This is a genomic window from Myroides sp. N17-2 (genome assembly GCF_002286775.1).
Taxonomy (GTDB): domain Bacteria; phylum Bacteroidota; class Bacteroidia; order Flavobacteriales; family Flavobacteriaceae; genus Flavobacterium.
This window is the reverse complement of sequence record NZ_NSGJ01000028.1, coordinates 1-19,986: the sequence shown is the minus strand read 5'-3', so window position 1 is coordinate 19,986 and position 19,986 is coordinate 1. Positions and strand designations below refer to the sequence as shown.

The 19,986-nt window shown below is 34.0% G+C and carries 18 protein-coding genes and 1 rRNA gene; 6 read left to right on the top strand and 13 right to left on the bottom strand.

The genetic code is table 11. From position 1 onward, the window contains the following. Positions 1 to 72 precede the first annotated feature (72 nt). Positions 73 to 1,314, top strand: a complete 1,242-nt coding sequence (locus CF599_RS12320; RefSeq protein ID WP_121966323.1) for a DEAD/DEAH box helicase — start codon at positions 73 to 75, stop codon at positions 1,312 to 1,314. Between the two features lie 54 nt (positions 1,315 to 1,368). Continuing rightward, the gene (locus CF599_RS12315; RefSeq protein ID WP_121966322.1) at positions 1,369 to 2,034 is read left to right on the top strand and encodes a vancomycin high temperature exclusion protein; all 666 of its coding nucleotides are present in this window, start codon (positions 1,369 to 1,371) and stop codon (positions 2,032 to 2,034) included. A 95-nt stretch (positions 2,035 to 2,129) separates the two neighbouring features. Here CF599_RS12315 and CF599_RS12310 read toward each other — a convergent pair whose 3' ends face one another. The 8 genes from CF599_RS12310 to recR form a co-directional block, all read right to left on the bottom strand. Then, a complete protein-coding gene (locus CF599_RS12310; protein WP_121966321.1) occupies positions 2,130 to 3,476 on the bottom strand; it encodes a hypothetical protein in 1,347 nt (448 codons plus the stop codon). 34 nt (positions 3,477 to 3,510) lie between these two features. Further along, positions 3,511 to 4,446, bottom strand: coding sequence for a hypothetical protein (locus CF599_RS12305; protein WP_121966320.1), 936 nt, complete (start codon positions 4,444 to 4,446; stop codon positions 3,511 to 3,513). A 14-nt stretch (positions 4,447 to 4,460) separates the two neighbouring features. After that, positions 4,461 to 5,408 carry a DUF6175 family protein gene (locus CF599_RS12300; RefSeq protein ID WP_121966319.1) on the bottom strand — a complete coding sequence of 316 codons (948 nt, stop codon included), beginning with the start codon at positions 5,406 to 5,408 and terminating at the stop codon, positions 4,461 to 4,463. After that, positions 5,398 to 5,904, bottom strand: coding sequence for a hypothetical protein (locus tag CF599_RS12295; protein WP_121966318.1), 507 nt, complete (start codon positions 5,902 to 5,904; stop codon positions 5,398 to 5,400). The genes CF599_RS12300 and CF599_RS12295 overlap by 11 nt, the downstream gene beginning before the upstream one ends. 38 nt (positions 5,905 to 5,942) lie before the next feature. Continuing rightward, entirely contained in the window at positions 5,943 to 6,443 is a 501-nt protein-coding gene (locus tag CF599_RS12290) for a hypothetical protein (RefSeq protein WP_121966317.1), read from the bottom strand. A 460-nt stretch (positions 6,444 to 6,903) separates the two neighbouring features. After that, positions 6,904 to 9,081 (bottom strand): ferrous iron transport protein B, encoded by a 2,178-nt coding sequence (gene feoB, locus CF599_RS12285; RefSeq protein WP_121966316.1) that lies wholly within the window; start codon positions 9,079 to 9,081, stop codon positions 6,904 to 6,906. Positions 9,082 to 9,104: 23 nt separating this feature from the next. Further along, positions 9,105 to 9,338 carry a FeoA family protein gene (locus tag CF599_RS12280; protein ID WP_121966315.1) on the bottom strand — a complete coding sequence of 78 codons (234 nt, stop codon included), beginning with the start codon at positions 9,336 to 9,338 and terminating at the stop codon, positions 9,105 to 9,107. Positions 9,339 to 10,177: 839 nt separating this feature from the next. After that, entirely contained in the window at positions 10,178 to 10,798 is a 621-nt protein-coding gene (recR, locus tag CF599_RS12275) for a recombination mediator RecR (RefSeq protein ID WP_121966364.1), read from the bottom strand. A gap of 177 nt (positions 10,799 to 10,975) precedes the next feature. On the opposite strand from recR, the gene CF599_RS12270 reads away from it, so the two are divergent. After that, on the top strand, positions 10,976 to 12,478 hold the full coding sequence (locus CF599_RS12270; RefSeq protein ID WP_121966314.1) for a sodium:solute symporter: 1,503 nt from the start codon (positions 10,976 to 10,978) through the stop codon (positions 12,476 to 12,478). Positions 12,479 to 12,703: 225 nt separating this feature from the next. On the opposite strand, the gene CF599_RS12260 is transcribed toward CF599_RS12270, so the two are convergent. Beyond that, positions 12,704 to 13,060, bottom strand: a complete 357-nt coding sequence (locus CF599_RS12260; RefSeq protein WP_121966313.1) for a CoA-binding protein — start codon at positions 13,058 to 13,060, stop codon at positions 12,704 to 12,706. A gap of 228 nt (positions 13,061 to 13,288) precedes the next feature. Between CF599_RS12260 and CF599_RS12255 the strand changes: the two genes are divergently transcribed. The 3 genes from CF599_RS12255 (at position 13,289) to CF599_RS12245 (ending at position 17,503) form a co-directional block, all read left to right on the top strand. Continuing rightward, on the top strand, positions 13,289 to 13,999 hold the full coding sequence (locus CF599_RS12255) for an OmpW family protein (RefSeq protein ID WP_121966312.1): 711 nt from the start codon (positions 13,289 to 13,291) through the stop codon (positions 13,997 to 13,999). Between the two features lie 114 nt (positions 14,000 to 14,113). After that, positions 14,114 to 15,433: an MATE family efflux transporter gene (locus CF599_RS12250; protein ID WP_121966311.1), complete on the top strand. Its 1,320-nt coding sequence runs from the start codon at positions 14,114 to 14,116 to the stop codon at positions 15,431 to 15,433. Positions 15,434 to 15,523: 90 nt separating this feature from the next. Further along, on the top strand, positions 15,524 to 17,503 hold the full coding sequence (locus tag CF599_RS12245; protein WP_121966310.1) for a heavy metal translocating P-type ATPase: 1,980 nt from the start codon (positions 15,524 to 15,526) through the stop codon (positions 17,501 to 17,503). A 40-nt stretch (positions 17,504 to 17,543) separates the two neighbouring features. Here the strand turns inward: CF599_RS12245 and CF599_RS12240 are convergent, their stop codons facing one another. From CF599_RS12240 to rrf, 4 genes are all read right to left on the bottom strand, one after another. After that, positions 17,544 to 18,149 carry a hypothetical protein gene (locus CF599_RS12240; RefSeq protein WP_121966309.1) on the bottom strand — a complete coding sequence of 202 codons (606 nt, stop codon included), beginning with the start codon at positions 18,147 to 18,149 and terminating at the stop codon, positions 17,544 to 17,546. Then, positions 18,139 to 18,576: a sigma-70 family RNA polymerase sigma factor gene (locus CF599_RS12235; protein WP_254050299.1), complete on the bottom strand. Its 438-nt coding sequence runs from the start codon at positions 18,574 to 18,576 to the stop codon at positions 18,139 to 18,141. Before CF599_RS12235 ends, CF599_RS12240 begins: the two co-directional genes overlap by 11 nt. 88 nt (positions 18,577 to 18,664) lie before the next feature. Further along, positions 18,665 to 19,516 carry a TraB/GumN family protein gene (locus tag CF599_RS12230; protein WP_121966307.1) on the bottom strand — a complete coding sequence of 284 codons (852 nt, stop codon included), beginning with the start codon at positions 19,514 to 19,516 and terminating at the stop codon, positions 18,665 to 18,667. Between the two features lie 155 nt (positions 19,517 to 19,671). Further along, positions 19,672 to 19,781 (bottom strand): 5S ribosomal RNA (gene rrf / locus CF599_RS12225). Positions 19,782 to 19,986: the final 205 nt, after the last annotated feature.

The following is a 19,986-nucleotide window of genomic DNA, read 5'->3' as shown; positions in this document are numbered from 1 at the left end:
CTACTGTTCAATTCATATAACATTGAATAAAAATAAATGAAGTACCTTTGTACCAATTAACAGATGAAGTATATGACTTTCGAAGACTTACAATTAAACAAAAATATATTACGTGCCATAGAGGAACTAGGGTATAAAGAACCTACTCCTATTCAGCAAAAAGCAATTCCTCTTATCTTAGCAGAAAAAGATGTGATAGGATGTGCACAGACTGGTACGGGTAAAACAGCTGCCTTTGCGATGCCGATTATTCACTATTTACATAAAATAGGAAATACGAAGAAAGCAAAGAAAGCCAAAGTATTAATTGTAACTCCTACTCGTGAATTAGCTGTACAGATAGGTGAGAACTTTGAGAAATATGCAAAGTACACTAATGTTACTCACGCTATCATATATGGTGGTATGTCTATCAAACCTCAAATAGAGCAGTTAACGAAAGGGGCTGATGTGATCATCGGTACGCCTGGACGCTTACTAGACTTACATAAACAGAAACACCTAGATCTAGATCACCTACATTACTTAGTGTTAGATGAAGCTGACCTAATGTTAGATATGGGATTCATAGATGAAGTAAAAAAACTAATACAGCTAACTCCTACTAATAGACAGACTCTATTATTCTCTGCTACGATGCCTCTACCGATCAGAGAGTTAGCGCACGAGTTTTTACAGAAGCCGGAGTATGTAGCTGTAGACCCTATCTCATCTACTGCACAAAATGTAAAACACAAAATATACTTTGTAGAGAAAGGAGATAAGAAAAAACTACTTTATCATATCATCCGAAATGAAAAAATGTCTGATGTACTTGTATTTACACGTACTAAAGCAGGGGCTGATACTGTAGTAGAATCTCTAAAAAAGAATGGTATAAATGCAGAGTCTTTTCACGGAGATAAATCACAGACTGCAAGACAGGAAGCATTAGATAGCTTTAAGAATAAAGAAACTAAAGTATTAGTGGCAACAGATATTGCAGCACGTGGTATTGATATTGATTCATTGCCTATTGTTATTAACTATGATTTGCCTAATATTCCTGAGACTTTCGTTCACCGTATCGGACGTACAGGTAGAGCAGGTAATGATGGTCTAGCAATCTCGTTCTGTGACAAATCAGAAAAGACATACTGGGAAGCTATCTGCAAGTTTGGAAGACTTCAACCAAAGATAGTGTCAGACCACCCATTCCCATGGAAAGAGAATGACAACAAAGAGGGGCAAAAGAAAGATTACAGAAAACAAGCTAATCAAAGCAACTCACGCAAATCAGAGAACTCTAAAAAGAATAAAAAACGTTGGTATTAGTACTAACGTTTTTTTTGCTATATATTTGATTGTATAATTGCTAGTTACTACTAAATGAAAAAGATATTTAAGTATGGATTATATTTACTATCCATTATCATATTGATTACTTGGTTCGCTAATTATAGAGTAACCAAAACAACCAAGGAGCAACTCCATAACTCTGTTGAGCAGATACCACATAATAAGGTAGGTGTGGTCTTAGGAACCACTAAGTTACTAGCAAGTGGAAATGTCAACTACTATTTTACGTATCGAATAGAAGCTACTGCTGCCTTATATAAAGCAGGTAAGATAGATTATATAGTAGTGAGTGGTGATCACAGTAAAAATGATTATAATGAGCCAAAAGACATGGAACAAGCCTTAATAGAACACGGTGTTCCTAAAGAGAAGATATACTTAGATTACGCGGGGCTACGTACGCTAGATTCGGTCTATCGTATGAAGGAGATCTTCGGCCAAGAGAGTTTTACGATTATTTCTCAACCCTTTCACAATGAACGTGCAGTATACATCGCTAATCACTTAGACTTAAATACTGTAGCATTTAATGCACAAGATGTATCACGCAACTTTGGATTCAAAACAATGCTTAGAGAGAAATTTGCTAGAGTAAAAGTCTTACTCGATAATCTAATTAATAAAAAACCAAAGTACCTAGGTCAACCTGTTAGCATAGGAGAAGGTATAGTACAAGAAAGAGCTCAGGACAAATAACCTTGAGCTCTTTCTCGTTATACCTTATAAAAGCAAAACCCTGAGTAAACTCAAGGGTCATGCATGCAAAAAAATATTAATAAAATACTTCTGTATTAATCGATTTGTCTAATTAACATACCTGGGTAAATATTCTTAGCACTTCCAGAGAAAGTAGTTGCTTTGATTTTTTGTACTTCCCCTGATTTATTAGCAGCATTCTCTGCTTGCTCTACATCTGCATCAAAACGGTTATCCCATATTTTGTTTTTCTCTGCTTTAATAGTTGTAACTCTTTTGTATTTAGTAATTTTAGTTTCTGGATCCTCAGTTTTCTCTAAAACTTCAAATTTATCACCAGCTTCTACGTCCTCTTTCATACCGATAAACGCAGTAATACTAGGGTCTGTAGTTGCAAGTGGAGTTTTAGTACGGAAAGGCTCATACTTACGTTGTAACTTAGCGATTACGTTATCAACTGCACGAACTGTAGCACGAGCTACTAATTCTTTCTCAGATACCTTAGAGATAGTAGTAGACTGTACATCTGCCCAAGAAGTTTCTGTACCAACTAATTTTAATTTAAACAATCCTGATTTTAAGAACTCTTTAGAGTCTTTAGCAAAATAGTATTTTGTGTAGAAAGTAGCTGCAGCTTCTTCATCCCATACTAATTGGAATAAGAATGCAGTAGTTTTGATCACATACCCTCTACCAGCTACAGATGCAGCTTGTCCTAATAAACTATTACTACCAGCACCTAATGCCTTAGCCATATCCTCTTTATTCACATAGTTAAAACGAAGTCCTACTACGAATGTATTTCCTACTAAGTTCTCACCAGCATCCTCTAACATTGCTTTTCCTCTAGTCGATTTCTCAGCAATATCTTTGTCAAATGCAGAAGCATTATATAAACCACGCTCTTTAATCAACTCCATATTATATGGAGATTTAGTAGTTGCATTATACTTTCCATCATTAAACCATTTAGCAACTAGCTTATCACCAATATTATTTTGATTTAAGAATTTAATAAATTGTGCAGTTACTTTATCTGTATTAGTAGTGTCTACTACACCAGCAGTAGTCTCACTAGCTACGCTCTTACCGAACTTTCCTAATGATTTACCTAAACCACCTTTTTTAGCACCAGAGTCATCTTTACCTTTCACAGCTGCTATCTCAGCCTCAGTTACTTTGTAAGCGCTTGGTTTAAAAGAACGCAAAGCTGTCTCTAAGTTGTGGTCATTAAACTTCTCAGGAAGTGGAGTCTTATAGAATGTTTCTTTAATAAAAGCACCCTTTGCATTACCATCACCATTGATACCATGGTCATCTACGATAATTGTGTACAAAGAACTACGCATATAATCATTTGCAATTTGCTTCTTATCTTGTGCAAACGAAGCTATTGATGAAGCTACTAATGAAGCAGCTAGCATAAAAGTTAATTTATTCATATCTGTATTTTTTTTTTGAGTAATTATTTTAAGCTTATTTTCTTAAGACCACATAAGTATCTCCTTTTCTCTTAGCAAAAGCAGTTCCTACTGCTTTCCATGCCTCGATTCTTTGTTGTTCAAGACTTACTGCATCATTATACATCTTAACTTCGAAGTCTAAGTCCGCTTTTACCTGAGCTTTCATTTCACGTTGTAACGCTACGGCAGCTGAATAACATTTAGACTCAGGGAATATTTCTACTAAATACTGACCTGCTTCATGTGCTCCATAAGCATCCTGTTGTGCATTCCATGCTGCTTTAGCTTTATTAAAGTTTTCCATACAAGCATGATCTACATATAATTGATAAACTCTTTCAGCAGCTTTCATACCTGCGTCATATCCTTTACTACAGTCAGGAATAGCTGTTAGTAAAAACATCGCTTCCTCGAAGTTCTTTTGATTAGCTAAAGTCTCTGCTTTCTTGATAATAGTATTGTAATTACCATCATAGTAAGCGATAATCTTCTTTTTACTTTCTTCTATAAAAGCAGCTACTTCCTTATTCTTAGGGTTTAACTTCTTAAACGCATTGATATATGCCTTCGTTTCACTTTCTCCTACTCCTTTTAAATTAACAGTAGTAGATGCAAAAACCTTCTGACCAAAAGCATCTCCGATAAACAAAGTCATATCTATATCTAAAACAAATGATCGTGGAGGCCCTGGCAGAATACTCTTTTCTAGTACATTAAACTCCGGAGTAATAGCGAACTGCGCATAATCTTCAGATGAACCAAGTCCACTAGAAGATATGATACTCTTTAATTTAGTCTTTAACTGTCCTTCTGCACCTGAATAAAGACCATCAGTCTGCTCTGGTATATAAGACATAAAAGCTATTTCACACTTACCTTCCTGTCCATAGCTAACTAAACTAGTTAACAGTACTAATAAGGCTGATACTCTTCCTATAATTTTCTTCATGATTAGTCTATTTATTACTTCTCACCGATTACTAAAGCAGCTCTACCTAATCCTCTGTTCACGATTTTCACTTCTAAGTTATAAGGTGCCTTTTTTAAGAAACTTCTTAACTCACGTGCAAAACCATCAGTGTCTTGAGCCATTCCATTCGCTTTGTATAACGGGATACGCACTCCCTCATATAAAGCCATTGTCTCAGTACCATCTGATTTGCTGAAACGGTGATTAACTGTATTCTGTGCCATCCAGTTATCAATACCTTCTATAAGTTCTGATCCTCCGAACTCTGTCTCTAAATCAACTCCAGAACCATTATCAAACACTAATAAATCAAGAGTTACCTCTCTACCATTAGTTAATAAATCATCAAAGTGAGCTTGCAATTGATTAACGAAACTATCCATATTCACTAATACTGCCTCTTCTAATAATACAGCCACTTCCGCTGAGAATGATGGAGCACCTGTCCCTTGAGCACCTGCTACTTGTTTACTAGTATAAGCATCTAATGCTCTTAAGTTATAAGTAATAGATTTTTTAGGACCAGTAGATTTTACTTGCCAATCCACTTCTAAGATAATATCAGACTTAGCTGCACGTCTAATACGGTCTAATGGGCTTTCTGCTAATGCTGCACCAGAAGTTTTACTAGTCATTTGGCTATTTTCTGCATTCACCTTGTTGATTGATTTCATCGTAGCAGACAAATCTTTAAGAGGGAATCCTCTATCTGCCATTAAGATGTTTATCTTAGAGATTACATTCATTAAATCTCCGTGTAATAATGCTAATTTATAATCCGGAATATATTCTTCTACTCCTTGATTATAATATACTTCCATCACTCGGTTACTAGTACACCATGAGTCTGATGGTACTACCATTAATGAAGGTTTTTTTGCTTGTGCGAATAGTGCTGCACTGAACAGACACAAACAAACAGTTAAGATTTTATTTTTCATAGCTATTAAATTTTATTATTTTTTCTTTTGCAAGTCTTTTTTCTATTTCCTTACGGTTAACTGTAACTTCTACACTATAAGATTCATAAGTAATCCCATGTTTAACTACATTGCTTTGAAAGGCCACTCTTCTAACAGAAGTGTATTTTCTGTTCTTACCACCTTTTTTAAAGAACTTATCGAAGTATTTTTTATATCGCTCTTCTGCATTTGCTTCTTTAACGATTGGTTTTACAGAACACTCCTTCTTATCACTGACAATACCTCTAAACATGATTGTCTTGATCGCTTCTTCTTTTGCCTCAGCTATAGCTGTACTTCTATTTCGACCTGTTGCGAATACCTGTACAACTTCATTGCCATACATATCAGCACTCACACAGTCTATTTTCTTATCTGTATAAAAACTAGCCATCGTATTAGTAGGCTTACTCTTACATGAAGCCAACGTTACTACTAATAGCAAAAAAGATATACGCAGTACTTTATTAATCATATCATTATTTTTTAGAGTAAATACAGGATAGTTACTTGTTAGAATCCTGCTGATAAACCTTTAACAACACCTGCTGCCTCAAGGTCTTTACGAAGTAAATCTTTAGATACAGTAACTACATAGCCTACTTTAAACTCTTTTTTACTGATTTTTACTACTTCTGGAACAGAAGAAGATATAGAGGCATATTTTAAATATGCGCTTTCTTTACCAAAGAAAGCATCGAAGTAATCAGCTTTGTCGTGTTGAACAGAAGCGTCTTTAATAAGTGGACGTTGAGATACACATCCTATCCCATTAGCTGCAAAACCACGGAACAATACTCCATGTACAGCATTTTTCTTAGCTTCTTCGTTAGGGATAACAGCTTTTTTACTATATGTCCACACTTTTACCAAGAACGTTCCTTCATTACCAGTACCCGCACATTCAATATCATATTTCCACTGAGCAGCCTCCTTTTTAGGATCACCAGCAAAAGAGAATTGTGCAGATAAAGCGAACACCGCACATACTAAAACAAGTAAATATTTTTTCATTTTTTATTAATTTATGTTACACAAATAATATTATTATATATTTTTAACACAAATTTACTTCAAAACAATAAACTCTTTTAAAAAATAAGATATACAAAACAAACATAGCTCGCTCAGCTCAATAAAACCATTAAAAAAAGGGCGAAACCGTTGTTTTTTTGAGTAAAACCACCTATTTATCAGTAATTTAATGGTATTATTCAACTAATATATGTAACTATTCATTCTATGATTTTTTTGAATTATTTGATTTTATTCATTTTACAAACAGCATTCTTCTTAAAACAGTCTAAAGTCACAATTAGGAGCATCAAAAATCACATATCGTGAAACTATTTAAAGAAGTAGTACAAATAGCCTCCACTAATAGCCATAAATAATAAACAAAATGGCATAAAAAAAACGCTGCCTTGCATAATACAAGGCAGCGTTATAATGCTATAATTATTTCTAAAATACTCTACGCAAATAAATACCAGATTTGAGCTACAACAAAACACACTATTACTCCAAATAACACAGGTAATAAGGAAGCTACTGTAGTCCACTTCACACTATTCGTTTCTTTATAAATAGTATAAATCGTAGTACTACATGGGTTGTGCAATAAACTAAACAACATCAAGTTAACCCCAGTTAAAGTAGTCCAACCTGCCATATGTAGAATATTAGCTATTTCCCCATCTGATACTTCGAACATTACACCTGCTCCTTCACCAATAGAAGCATCCCCTAATACCATCGCTGTTAACATTAACACAGTAGGGATAACAATCTCATTAGCAGGAATAGCAACAATGTAAGCTAATAAAATCACTCCATTTAAACCTAAAAATACTCCTATAGGATCTAGTCCATGTATCGTCCATAATGCTATACTTTTATCTCCTATAGCAATATTACAAATCAACCAAATCACAGCTCCTGCAGGTGCTGCGAACATTACTGCTCTCCATAATACGATCAGTGTTCTATCTATTAAAGAGGTATAAATAGTCTGTAACACTCTAGGTGGACGATATGGTGGTAACTCTAAGGTAAAGAAAGACGCCTGTCCTTTCAACATGGTCTTAGATAATAGCCATGAAGTAAAGAAAGTAAACGAAATACCTAATACCACAATACCTACTACAGCTAATGTAGATACAGTATGTGACAAATAAGAGGGTACTAGTGCTCCTATAAATATACTTGCCATTAATATCTGTGTAGGCCAACGACCGTTACACAACGAGAAGTTATTCGTAATAATAGCAATTAGCTTCTCTCTAGGACTATTGATAATACGTGTAGCCACTACTCCAGCTGCATTACAGCCAAATCCCATACTCATCGTCAAGGCTTGCTTCCCATGTGCTCCTGCTCCTTTAAATAGTCTATCCAAGTTAAATGCCACACGAGGCAGATAACCGAAGTCCTCTAATAGAGTAAACAAAGGAAAGAATATAGCCATAGGAGGTAGCATTACTGCTATAACCCATGCTGTAGCAAGATACACTCCATCTATTAAGAATCCCGATAACCACCAAGGGAAATGTAGACTCTCTGCTCCACTTCTTAAGATAGGATATAGTTCTTCTAACAATAAATAGGACAATGCACTAGACGGATAGTTAGACCCTATAATAGTCAACCATAGTATCCCTCCTAGCATTAATAACATAATAGGAAAACCAAATGTCTTACTCGTCACTACATTATCTATCATACGATCCACTCTGAACGCACGCTGATTTACATCTGTCTTGACAGTACTCTTTACTGTTTTTGATACTTGAGCAAAAATAGCTCCTGCAACATTATCAGAATAGTCAAAGCCAAGCTTCTCATGGTACTGATTTGCTAAAGTTAGTATCTCTTTTATATTCTCACTGTTAACTTTAGTAGATAACGTTTGATTTACTAACGCAGTCTGAATATTTGTATCTTGCTGTATTAAGCGCATTGCTAACCACGATGGACTAGGCAAATCTGCATCTAATGCTAACAATTTATCAGCTACATCCTGCACTGCATCTCTTGAAGCACCAGATATACCAGTTATTGTTTTATGTTCAGGTACATACTTACCCGTAGCTACTTGATCGATAGCTAATAGTAAGTCATTAATCCCCTCTTTATTTCGAGCAGACGTAGGAATAACAGGCACTCCTAAGTCACGAGATAGTCCTCTCACATCTATTTCTACACCATGACGTGTAGCTTCATCCATTAGATTAAGACAGACTACTACTTTATTCGTAATTTCTTGTATCTGTACTACTAAGCTTAAGTGTCGCTCTAGTCTCCCAGCATCCACCACGACTACAGTCACATCAGGACGTCCGAATAGAATAAAGTCACGAGCTACCTCTTCATCTTCTGAAGTAGACATAAGTGAATAGGTTCCAGGCAAATCAATAATTTTATACTTATTATCCTTAAACTGAAAACTTCCTTCTGCTCGTGTTACTGTTTTCCCTGGCCAGTTACCAGTATGCTGTTTTAACCCTGTTAATGCATTAAATATTGTGCTCTTCCCTGTATTAGGGTTCCCTGCTAAAGCTATCGTATAATCAAACTTACCAGATGTATCACCTAGTTTCTTTAATTCTGCTGTTGCATTTAGATCACATATATCACAGGCTGATTGTGCCATAACTATTTTCTCCTTCTCTTTTTTTAGTTAACTAAAGTCACTAATACTCTCACTGCATCTTCTCGACGGAGTGATATAATCGTATTGTAAATAGAATAAGCTACTGGATCTTTTAATGGACTGATATTATGCACATAAATTTCTGCTCCAGGTACAAAACCTAAATCCAAAAAACGCTGATGTACCTCTGCAGGACAATCGCGTTCTATCCCCTTTATGATAGCTTTCTCCCCTATTACCAAGTTTGATAATTTCATATTACTATTCTTTAGATTGGTAAAATTACAAAATTAGACTAGCCTAACAATTAATTTAGTGTTAAAACATCTATATAAAAACATTCTAAGTTAGGGCTTTGAGGAGATTTAATACGTTAAAATGAAAATCCATTTCTTAACAACTCTCATTCAACCTCACTAATTTTCAATTAAATCAGGTATTCTAAGTCCAAAATAAACATTGTCTATCTCCTTTAATTCAAAAACAAGTGTACAGATAGAATTAGGATTATACATCATATCACTTTTCTCAAGAAAAAAAGAAACTACCTTATTTATCAATACCTATTTATGAAGTTTCTACCTGCTTTCATATGAATGCAAATTGACAGCATCGTGTATCCATAGTGACTCCATTAAAAAAGCTATTTTAATGGAGTCACTATGGACTCATTATGGACTCACTATGGACTCAGTCGAACCAAGTCTGCATAAAAATGGTTCTTTTTTACTATTAACGTATGTTTCGGTTATTTTTAAATAATAGCCTCGAAGATTGGCCTAAAAAAAGTTATTGAATATTAATATTCAATACTTTGCAAAGATATATAATAAAAAACAAGCTTTTTGCTACATCCTTGTTTTTTGTTTTAACCTTAATGCTGTAATTACCATTTACTACAATTGAATTCCATTTAAAATAGCTATAATTCGCTCTAAAACTACACTACAGTGTACTTTAATCACTAATCTTGATCTGTTTTTGTACAATTCATTCTCATTTAAACTTTATCTACAGCTTTAAGGCATAAAATAAATTTATAAAATCACGATGGTTTTAATCTCTTTTATTTTCAACCGTTAAGGTTATATCTTATTTAAACAGCTTTAAATGCATTCTCAAAAGGGACACGATGTACTAAACTACGTCCTAATGTCACTTCATCAGCATACTGTAATTCGTCTCCTACTGCGATACCTCTAGCAATAGTAGAAGTAATCACATCATAATCTTTTACTTGTTTATAGATATAAAAGTTGGTTGTATCCCCTTCCATAGTTGAACTAAGTGCAAAAATAATTTCTTTTACCTCTCCTGCTTTCGCCTTTTCTACTAATGATTGGATATTTAACTGACTAGGTCCGACTCCATCTATAGGAGATATTTTCCCTCCTAATACGTGATAAATTCCCTTAAAAATTTGTGTATTCTCAAGTGCCATTACATCACGTACATCCTCTACCACACAGATCGTACTATGATCACGTGCATCATTAGCACAGATATCACATATCTCTAAATCTGATATATTATGACAGCTCTTACAAAAGATAATTTCTTTTCTAAGTTTCATCAATGCTTCTGCCAAATGAAGTGTTTGTTCTTCTGGTTGTTTTAAAATATGCAACATCAAACGCAATGCGGTACGCTTACCTATTCCTGGTAATTGCGATACTTCTTCTACAGCTTTTTCTAATAATTTTGAAGGAAATTCCATAGGTGCAAAGATAAAAAATAAACTATTCAAATAAAGGTTTTTAGCAGAAGGCAATCTACATATTTTGTTGCTATAAGCTATATCATTGCCCCCAATCAACTGCATTTCAAATTCAATATAAAAATTACCAAAAAAGAATTACTTTTGACCTCATACCTAAAAATAGAAACAACTACTATGACTCCAATAACCATTATATCTATTATCATTATATACTTCGGGATATTAATAGCCATATCTCATTACATCAGTAGAAAAGATAGTAGTAACGATGCATTCTTTAGTGCTAATAAAAATGCTAAATGGTATCTAGTAGCATTCGGGATGATAGGTACAGCCTTATCAGGAGTGACATTTATATCTGTACCCGGAGAAGTAGGGTCTCCTAACGGCGAGCAGTTTAAGTACTTTCAGTTTGTATTAGGTAACGCTGTTGGATTCTTACTTACAGCATCTATTCTACTGCCATTATATTATAAGTACAATCTAGTCTCTATCTATACGTACATAGAGAAAAAACTAGGTCATTATAGTTATAAGTCAGCAGCATCTATCTTCTTATTAAGTAGAACTATAGGCTCAGCATTTAGACTATATCTAGTGGTAATCGTACTACAGAGATATGTATTTGATTACTTTGGTATTCCATTCTTTGCTACAGTTTTGATAGCATTACTTCTGATCTATGCTTATACTTATAAAGGAGGACTAAAGACAATCATCGTAACAGATACCTTACAAACATTCTTCTTAGTAGCGTCTGTTATTTTTACCATTATATTTATCTGCCATAGCCTAGATCTATCAGCTGTAGAAGCATTTGAAACGATAAAAAACAGCAACTACTCAAAGATATTCTTCTTTGAAGACTTTATCACTTCTAAATATCACTTCTTAAAACAGTTCATAGGAGGTATATTCGTCACACTAGCAATGGTAGGACTAGACCAAGATCTAATGCAAAAAAACTTGAGTTGTAAGAATATTAAAGAGGCTCAGAAGAATATGTATTCCTTCACGGCTATCTTTATAGTGATCAACTTATTCTTCTTGGGCGTAGGTGCATTATTATATATCTATGCTGAGAAATATGGAATACAAGTACCATTAGACTTAGCATCAGGTAAGCCACGTACAGATTTACTATTTCCTGAAATTGCTTTTAATTACTTAAGCGCTATACCTGCTATAGTTTTCTTACTAGGATTAACAGCTGCAACATTTGCTACTACAGACTCAGCACTGACAGCACTGACAACATCATTCTGTATTGATTTTCTACAGATGGATAAAAAGAAAGATGACAACTCAAATGTTTGGAAGCGAAAACTAGTACACCTAGCTTTCTCTTTATTGATGTTCCTTGTTATTATACTATTCAATGCCATTAACGACGCTTCTGTAGTCAGTATGATCTTTAAGATAGCATCTTATACGTATGGACCACTATTAGGTCTGTTTGCCTTTGCTATTCTTTTTGGTAACAGAACAGTAAAAGATAAACTAGTACCTATAATATGTATTTTATCACCGTTACTAACACTGCTAATTAGCAATAACTCTGCTGCTTTACTAGGTGGATATATTTTCGATAATGAACTAATATTAGTGAATGGATTAATCACCGTAATACTTCTATTATCTACAAGTACAAAAAGAACGATAGCCATTACAGAATAGCTACATCCTATCATACATATAAAGAGCGAGGTCTTAAGTAATATTACTTAAGACCTCGCTCTTTTACATTAATCCTAGAATATGCGATAGACATATAAACGAAAAGTAATTATACAAAATAGGTCTGAATTAGTGATTTCAGCATACTATAGTATGGTTATAGAGCTAATGAAAGAACTATGAAGTAGAATTGCTTTGTAGTATTTGGCTAACGCTGATTCAGGGTTAATATTGATTAGTTCGTAATAATACTAATGTACACGCTTCTTCTGACTTAATGTGATGAGTAGAAAGCAACTTCATAAACTCTTCATTTTCTGTACCCGGATTAAAAATAACTCTACGAGGATTTAATTTTACAATGTCTTCATATAACTCTTCCTGACGTGCAGGATTAAGATATAACGTAATAGTATCAATGTCTGTATAATTCTTCCATTCTTTCAAAATATTAACATCTACTACTACCCCCTCTTTTAATCCATAAGCCACGACCTGATGCTCATACTCTCTAAGCATCTTAATTGCTTTATTTGAATATCTTTCTTCGTTCAACGAAGCACCTATAACTAATGTTTTCATAATTTTTATTATTTTAACAAATTAAACACAATTAACCTTTAATATAAATAACGATACATCAATATACAACATTTTAAGAACCAAAACAGTTCATTTCAATAAATAATATTCTTATAAATTAGGTAATAATTAAGTACTTTTTGTAATAATTTTTAGATAAATGATAAAAGTCATATTTCTGATACAAATTTAACAGTAATTTTACTTTAGAAATTTAAAATCTCAATTATGAAAAAGTTACTACTTTCAATTTTAGGAGCTGCATTATTTGTGAGCGGTTCTGCATTCGCACAAGAAACAACTAGTGCACCTGAAAAAACAGATTATAAATGGCAAGTACGTCTACGTGGAGTAGGTGTTATTCCTCATAACAGAGCAGATATCGGTATTATCGGTGGTCAAATCGATGTAGATAATAACTTCATACCTGAACTAGACTTTACTTACTTCTTCACAGAAAACTTAGCAGCTGAATTAATCTTAGGTACTACAAGACACAATGTAGGTACAATAGGATCAAGCTTAGACAACCCTATCACACAAGGTCCAGGTACTGCTAATGTAGACTTAGGAAGTGTTTACTTACTACCTCCAACATTAATGTTCCAATACCACCACAAATTCGGTGAAGTATTTAAACCATACGTAGGGGTTGGAGTTAACTATACTATTTTCTACAATGAAAAATCAGGTGTAGCAAAAGATATTTCTTACGACAATAAATTCGGATGGGGATACCAATTCGGTTTTGATATTGACATCACAGAGAAATTCTTTATCAACGTAGACTTCAAAAAATTATTCTTAAAAACAGATGTTACTGTTGATGCTACAAACCTAATTGCTCCAGGAGTACAAGGTGTTGATCAATTAAACATCCCTGCAAAAGTAAAACTAGATCCAATGTTAATTGGTTTTGGTGTAGGAATGCGTTTTTAATTATTTAATGAGACATTTTTTTTTACCACCCTTATCTGTACCACAGGTAAGGGTGGTTTTTTATTGTCTGTTTTTTAATCGACCTTTGCATTTCTTAAAGAGATTATCAGAACAATGCAAACCAAAATAAGTTTTACAGATATTAATAAACTAGCTATACCTGCGATATTCGCAGGGGTATCAGAATCATTAATCTCGTTAACTGACATCGCTATAGTAGGTAATCTAAAAGAAAATAGCGTAGAAGCCTTAGGTGCTGTGGGATTAGTAGGGTCTTTCTTATCAGCCATTATCTGGATAGTAGCTCAAACTAAAACGTCTATATCAGCTACTGTATCTCAACATTTAGGTGCTAATCGCATCTTTGCAGTAAAGACTTTGGTTCCACAAGCAATCTTGTTCAACTTTCTCTTAAGTGTATTACTGTTTATATTTACAACTTTATTTGTCAATGAAATATTCACTGCTTATAATGCCGAGGGTTTATTGCTAACCTATGCTAAAGATTACTATCTCATAAGAGTTTGGGGATTTCCCCTTACATTGATAACATTCGCGCTATACGGTGTATTTAGAGGGCTACAAAATACAATGTGGGCAATGAAATGTAGTCTGACAGGTGCTATCATAAACGTTATACTAACCTATTATTTTGTTTTTGGAATAGAAGGGATATTACCTGCTATGCATATTAAAGGTGCAGCTTACGCAAGTGTAATCGCTCAGACAGTGATGCTCATAATGGCATTCTACTATTTCTTTAAGTACACTCCCTTTAGTTTAAAAATACGCAAAACAATTAATCCTTCCTTAAAGCCATTAATTATAATGAGCTTTAACTTCATTATCCGTACTGCTACACTAAACTTAGCAATATATTTAGCGAATGCTTATGCTACTGGATATGGCAAAGAATACATCGCTGCACAAAGTATACTGATGAATATATGGTTATTCTTTTCATTCTTTATAGATGGGTATGCTAGTGCAGGTAATGCATTATCAGGCAAATTAGTGGGTCAGAAGAATTATAAAACGATGTGGACCATGAGCAAAGATATCAGTAAATATGCTATTATAATCTCACTGATACTTATCGCTATTTGTGCCCTATTCTATAAATCAATTGGTTTATTGTTTAACCAAGATCCTGAAGTTATTACGGTCTTCGTAAGTATCTTTTGGCTCGTACTGTTTATGCAACCTATCAACTCATTGGCTTATATCTTTGACGGAATATTCAAAGGAATGGGAGATGCTAAAGTATTGCGCAACAATCTACTATTCGCTACATTCTGTGGTTTTATACCTACTCTACTAATCTTAGACTACTTTGACTTCAAACTGTATAGTATATGGATCGCTTTTGGGGTATGGATGTGCTGTAGAAGTTTTCCGTTAATGTACTTGTTCAAGAAGAATTATGTCGATTAACAGTTAATGCAACAGCATTGCAAACATAGTTTGAGATTATTTATAATGATTATATGTTAGTACATTTGTTATAAATAAAACAAAAGTATTATGTGTCAAGAACATTCAAATCATAATCACTCTCATAACGATAAACATACTCACGATCACTCTCATGATCATAATGATGACAATGATCACGACCACGATCACGACCACAGCCACGGAGGTGAGAACACAAAACTCTTTGTTGGGTTTAGTTTAGCTATGCTATTTATAGGTGTTATTTTAGCCTATGTTTTAAAAGCAGAATGGTTCATTAATAATAACACGCTAAGGTTAGTATGGTATGGAGTTGCTTTTCTACCTGTTGCATTTCCTGTTCTTAAAGAAGCCGTAAAATTAGGTGCTAAAGGTGACTTCTTTAATGAATTCTCTTTAATGGGAATCGCTACTATAGGGGCCTTCTTTATAGGAGAATATCCTGAAGGTGTGGCAGTAATGATCTTCTATACGATAGGAGAAATGTTTCAAGAAAGTGCTGTTAACAAAGCCAAAGGAAATATTAAGGCATTACTTGATATACGTCCAAATGAGGCTACTGTCTTTAGGAATAATCAATATACTGTAGTCAATCCTGAGGAAGTACAAATCGGTGAGATAATCCAAGTTAAAGTAGGTGAAAAGATTCCTCTAGATGGTGAAATGCTAACAGATAAAGGTAGCTTTAATACCTCTGCCTTAACTGGTGAAAGTAAACCGAATACATACCAAAAAGGAGAAACTGTACTTACAGGAATGATTAACTTACAAAATGTTGTAGAGATCAAGACTACTAAATTATATCAAGATAGTTCTCTTGCTAAGATCCTTCAAATGGTACAAGAGGCAAGTGCTCGAAAAGCAACAACAGAACTATACATACGCAAGTTCGCTAAGGTATATACACCTATTGTATTCTTCTTAGCAGTAGCATTAACGATAATACCATATTTCGTACTAGGAAGTGAATACGTATTCCAAACTTGGCTAGGTAGAGCATTAGTATTCTTAGTAATTTCTTGTCCTTGTGCATTAGTTATTTCAGTTCCATTAGGATACTTCGGTGGTATCGGAGCAGCTTCTAAGAATGGTATTCTTTTTAAAGGATCTAACTATCTAGAGCTTATGGCTAAGTTAGACATCGTCGTGATGGATAAGACAGGAACACTGACTGAAGGTGTTTTTAAAGTACAAAAAGTAGAAACTAGTCTTGAACAAAATGACTTCGTAAATATTGTATCTGCTATAGAGAAACAATCTACTCACCCTATCGCTAAAGCCATCGTAGAAGCTTATCCTACTGATAAAGTAGCAGAAGAGGTACACGAGATATCAGGTAAAGGATTAATGGGTAAAGTAGATAATAAAGAAGTTTTAGTAGGTAATGCGGCTCTTTTAAGCCACTATAACATAGCGTACCCTACATTGATAGATGATATAGTAGAAAGTATCGTAGTCGTAGCTATAAACAAAGAATATGTGGGATATATCACTATCGCAGATCAAATAAAGGCGGATTCTAAAGATGCTATCGCTTTAATGAAATCAATGGGAGTGAAAAAGACTGTAATGCTAAGTGGTGATAAAAATACCATTACACAGAAGGTCGCTAAAGAAACAAATATTGATTTGGCTATAGGTGGATTACTTCCTGAAGGTAAAGTGGAGCAAGTAGAAAAACTGAAAAAAGAGTACCCTAATATGTCTATAGCATTTGTTGGTGATGGTATTAATGACGCACCTGTTTTAGCGCTTAGTGATGTTGGTATAGCTATGGGGGCTTTAGGAAGTGATGCTGCTATCGAAACTGCAGACGTTGTGATTCAAACGGATCAACCTTCTAAGATCGCTACTGCTATGCATATCGGTAGGGAAACACGTAAGATAGTAATACAGAATATTGCATTAGCTCTAATCGTTAAGATCATTGTACTTATACTAGGTGCAGGTGGTGTAGCTACTATGTGGGAGGCAGTATTCGCAGATGTAGGTGTAGCACTATTAGCTATCTTAAATGCTGTACGTATACAGAAGATGAAATTTATCTAACTATATAAAACTTAAAATCCCGATAGCTATCGGGATTTTTTTATTCTTGTTCCGTAAACAATTCTAAGGTATTCTCTATCTGTATTAGATATTGTCCATAAAGCTTGCTTATCCATATCTTTAATAACACATAAATAAAGCCTAACATAATCACTGAAGCTATTCCCAGTTTAATCAGTGAAGTTATATCTCCTCTAAGAATACTATCTAATGTGTTAGAAGAAGTAACTGCTAATAACAATAAAATACCAAAGGGAATAAGCGAATAGGAAAAGCTCTCATACAACTGAATATAAAGCTTGAGACTATAATAACTCTCATACACACTATCCTTGCTATTCAAGTTTAAAGAGGCAGATCTCTTATAAAAGATGTACATCTTAAAAATGTAATACCCACATATCAAAACAAACAAAATATAAAACAGATAAAATCCACCGATACGAGATGCATTAAGTTTCAATAACTGTGGGGTAAAAGCAACCAAAATAACAGATAAAACTTGTACCCAAATCTCCTTCTTTACATTCTTTCTAACCTTCTCTAATGGCAAATGACTAACCTGTGCACCTAAATCATTAGAAATACTAACAGAATCTTCGATACTCTGTTCTTGCCACGATTTCTTTAAATCATCAAAATTCATATCCTTGACTTTTTATAATTTCTTGTAACTTATTCTTTGTTCTATTCAATTTTACTCTAGCATTTCCTTCAGAGATACCGAGGTTTACTCCAATTTCTTGATGAGAAAAACCCTCCAAATACAAAAATATCAAGGCTTTCTCTACATCATTTAACTGGTAAATAGCTTTATATAAATAATCTATTTGTCCTTCAACTACATTATCACTTTCTAAGCTCCGTAATTTTAATTCACTGTCACCTAACCTACTTATCTGATCAGTAACTTTCTTATCTTTCTTAAAGTAAGTAATTGCCGTATTTACAGCTACGCGATACATCCAAGTAGAGAATTGACTACTCCCTTGAAAATTGGAATAAGACTTCCATAACTGCAAAACAATCTCTTGATACAAATCTTCCTGGTCACTTTGCCTGTCCATATACATACGGGAGACTTTATACAATATGCCTTTATGGGTGTCTATTTTAAGTAGAAACTCTTTCTCTATAGCTTTATCCACTACACAAATAAATTTAGTTAAATACAGGATTAACAGTATACCCCTTAAGTCTCAGCAAATTCAATACCCCTAATTCACCTGCTAAGTGAGCACTTCCGACAGCAAATAAAGTTGACTTATCACTCATCATTTTAGGCATTTGATCCACCCAATTAATGTTACGGCTATCTAATAAAAATCGCTTATTCTCTGTAGTCATAAATTGTGGATCAGTTCCATATTGATACAATAACTCAATATCTTCAGAAATAAAGGCTTGTTTCATCTCTTCAAAATTCCCTGTATATTCAGATACTTGCTTTAACTGTACTATAAGTTCCTTAGCAGTATACATTCCATTTAAAAGTTCTACTTGATCTTTTAAATGCTCCAATCCTAAAATAGTTTTCCCCTCTTGCATTGCTAAAGCAAGTACTTCCATATCATAACCCTTCGCAGAACAAGTAATTGTTTTTGCTATCATCAGACTCATCAATCCCATTGTTGACATATTATCCACCTCCACTAATTCTCTTCCATATTCATTTTTTAAGACAGTCTTTAGTTCTTGTATTTCCTCTTTATTCAATTGATCAGACCAGAGTTTATCCGAAATCATTAAGGATTGAATATCTTTCAATTCACTAGGATCACTTAAATTCACTTCTAATGCAAGCTGTTTAGTTGAGCTTATAGCACGCTGTACTTTATCACTTATACGTAAATCCTCCTCACAAAGAATATGAAATGTACCCAAAACATAGGAAGACTGTGCTAATCCATTACCACTTATCTCCCAAAGAATCGATTTATTAGGTAATGATTGTGCAAAACTTAGTGCAATAGTAAAAAAAGAAAGAAAATAAATAAAAGATAAACGCTTCATAATTCTAATGGTAGTTTGTTTTATACATAGTAAGTATAACAAATTACAAAACGTTACAGAGAAAAGTGAACTATTTTAAAAAAAATCTCTTTACAATAGGAGAAACTATACAAAACAAAAAATCCCCAACCTCATACGAGATTGGGGATTCTAAAGAAAGGCGGCGACATACTCTCCCACTGGTTAGCAGTACCATCTGCGCTAGCGGGCTTAACTTCTCTGTTCGAAATGGATAGAGGTGAGCCCCGCTGCAATAACCACCTTAAATCGGTTGTTACTAAAACGTAACTAATATTTTTGAACTATATTGATATATCTTAACTATTTGTTAGACTTTTTTGAATACAAATATTTATGTTTTAGAAAGTTTCCCTCCCCTTGTATTAAACAAGGGGAGTACACATAAGCTTACGGGTTATTAGTACTACTCGACTCTGACATTACTGCCTTTACATCTATAGCCTATCAAC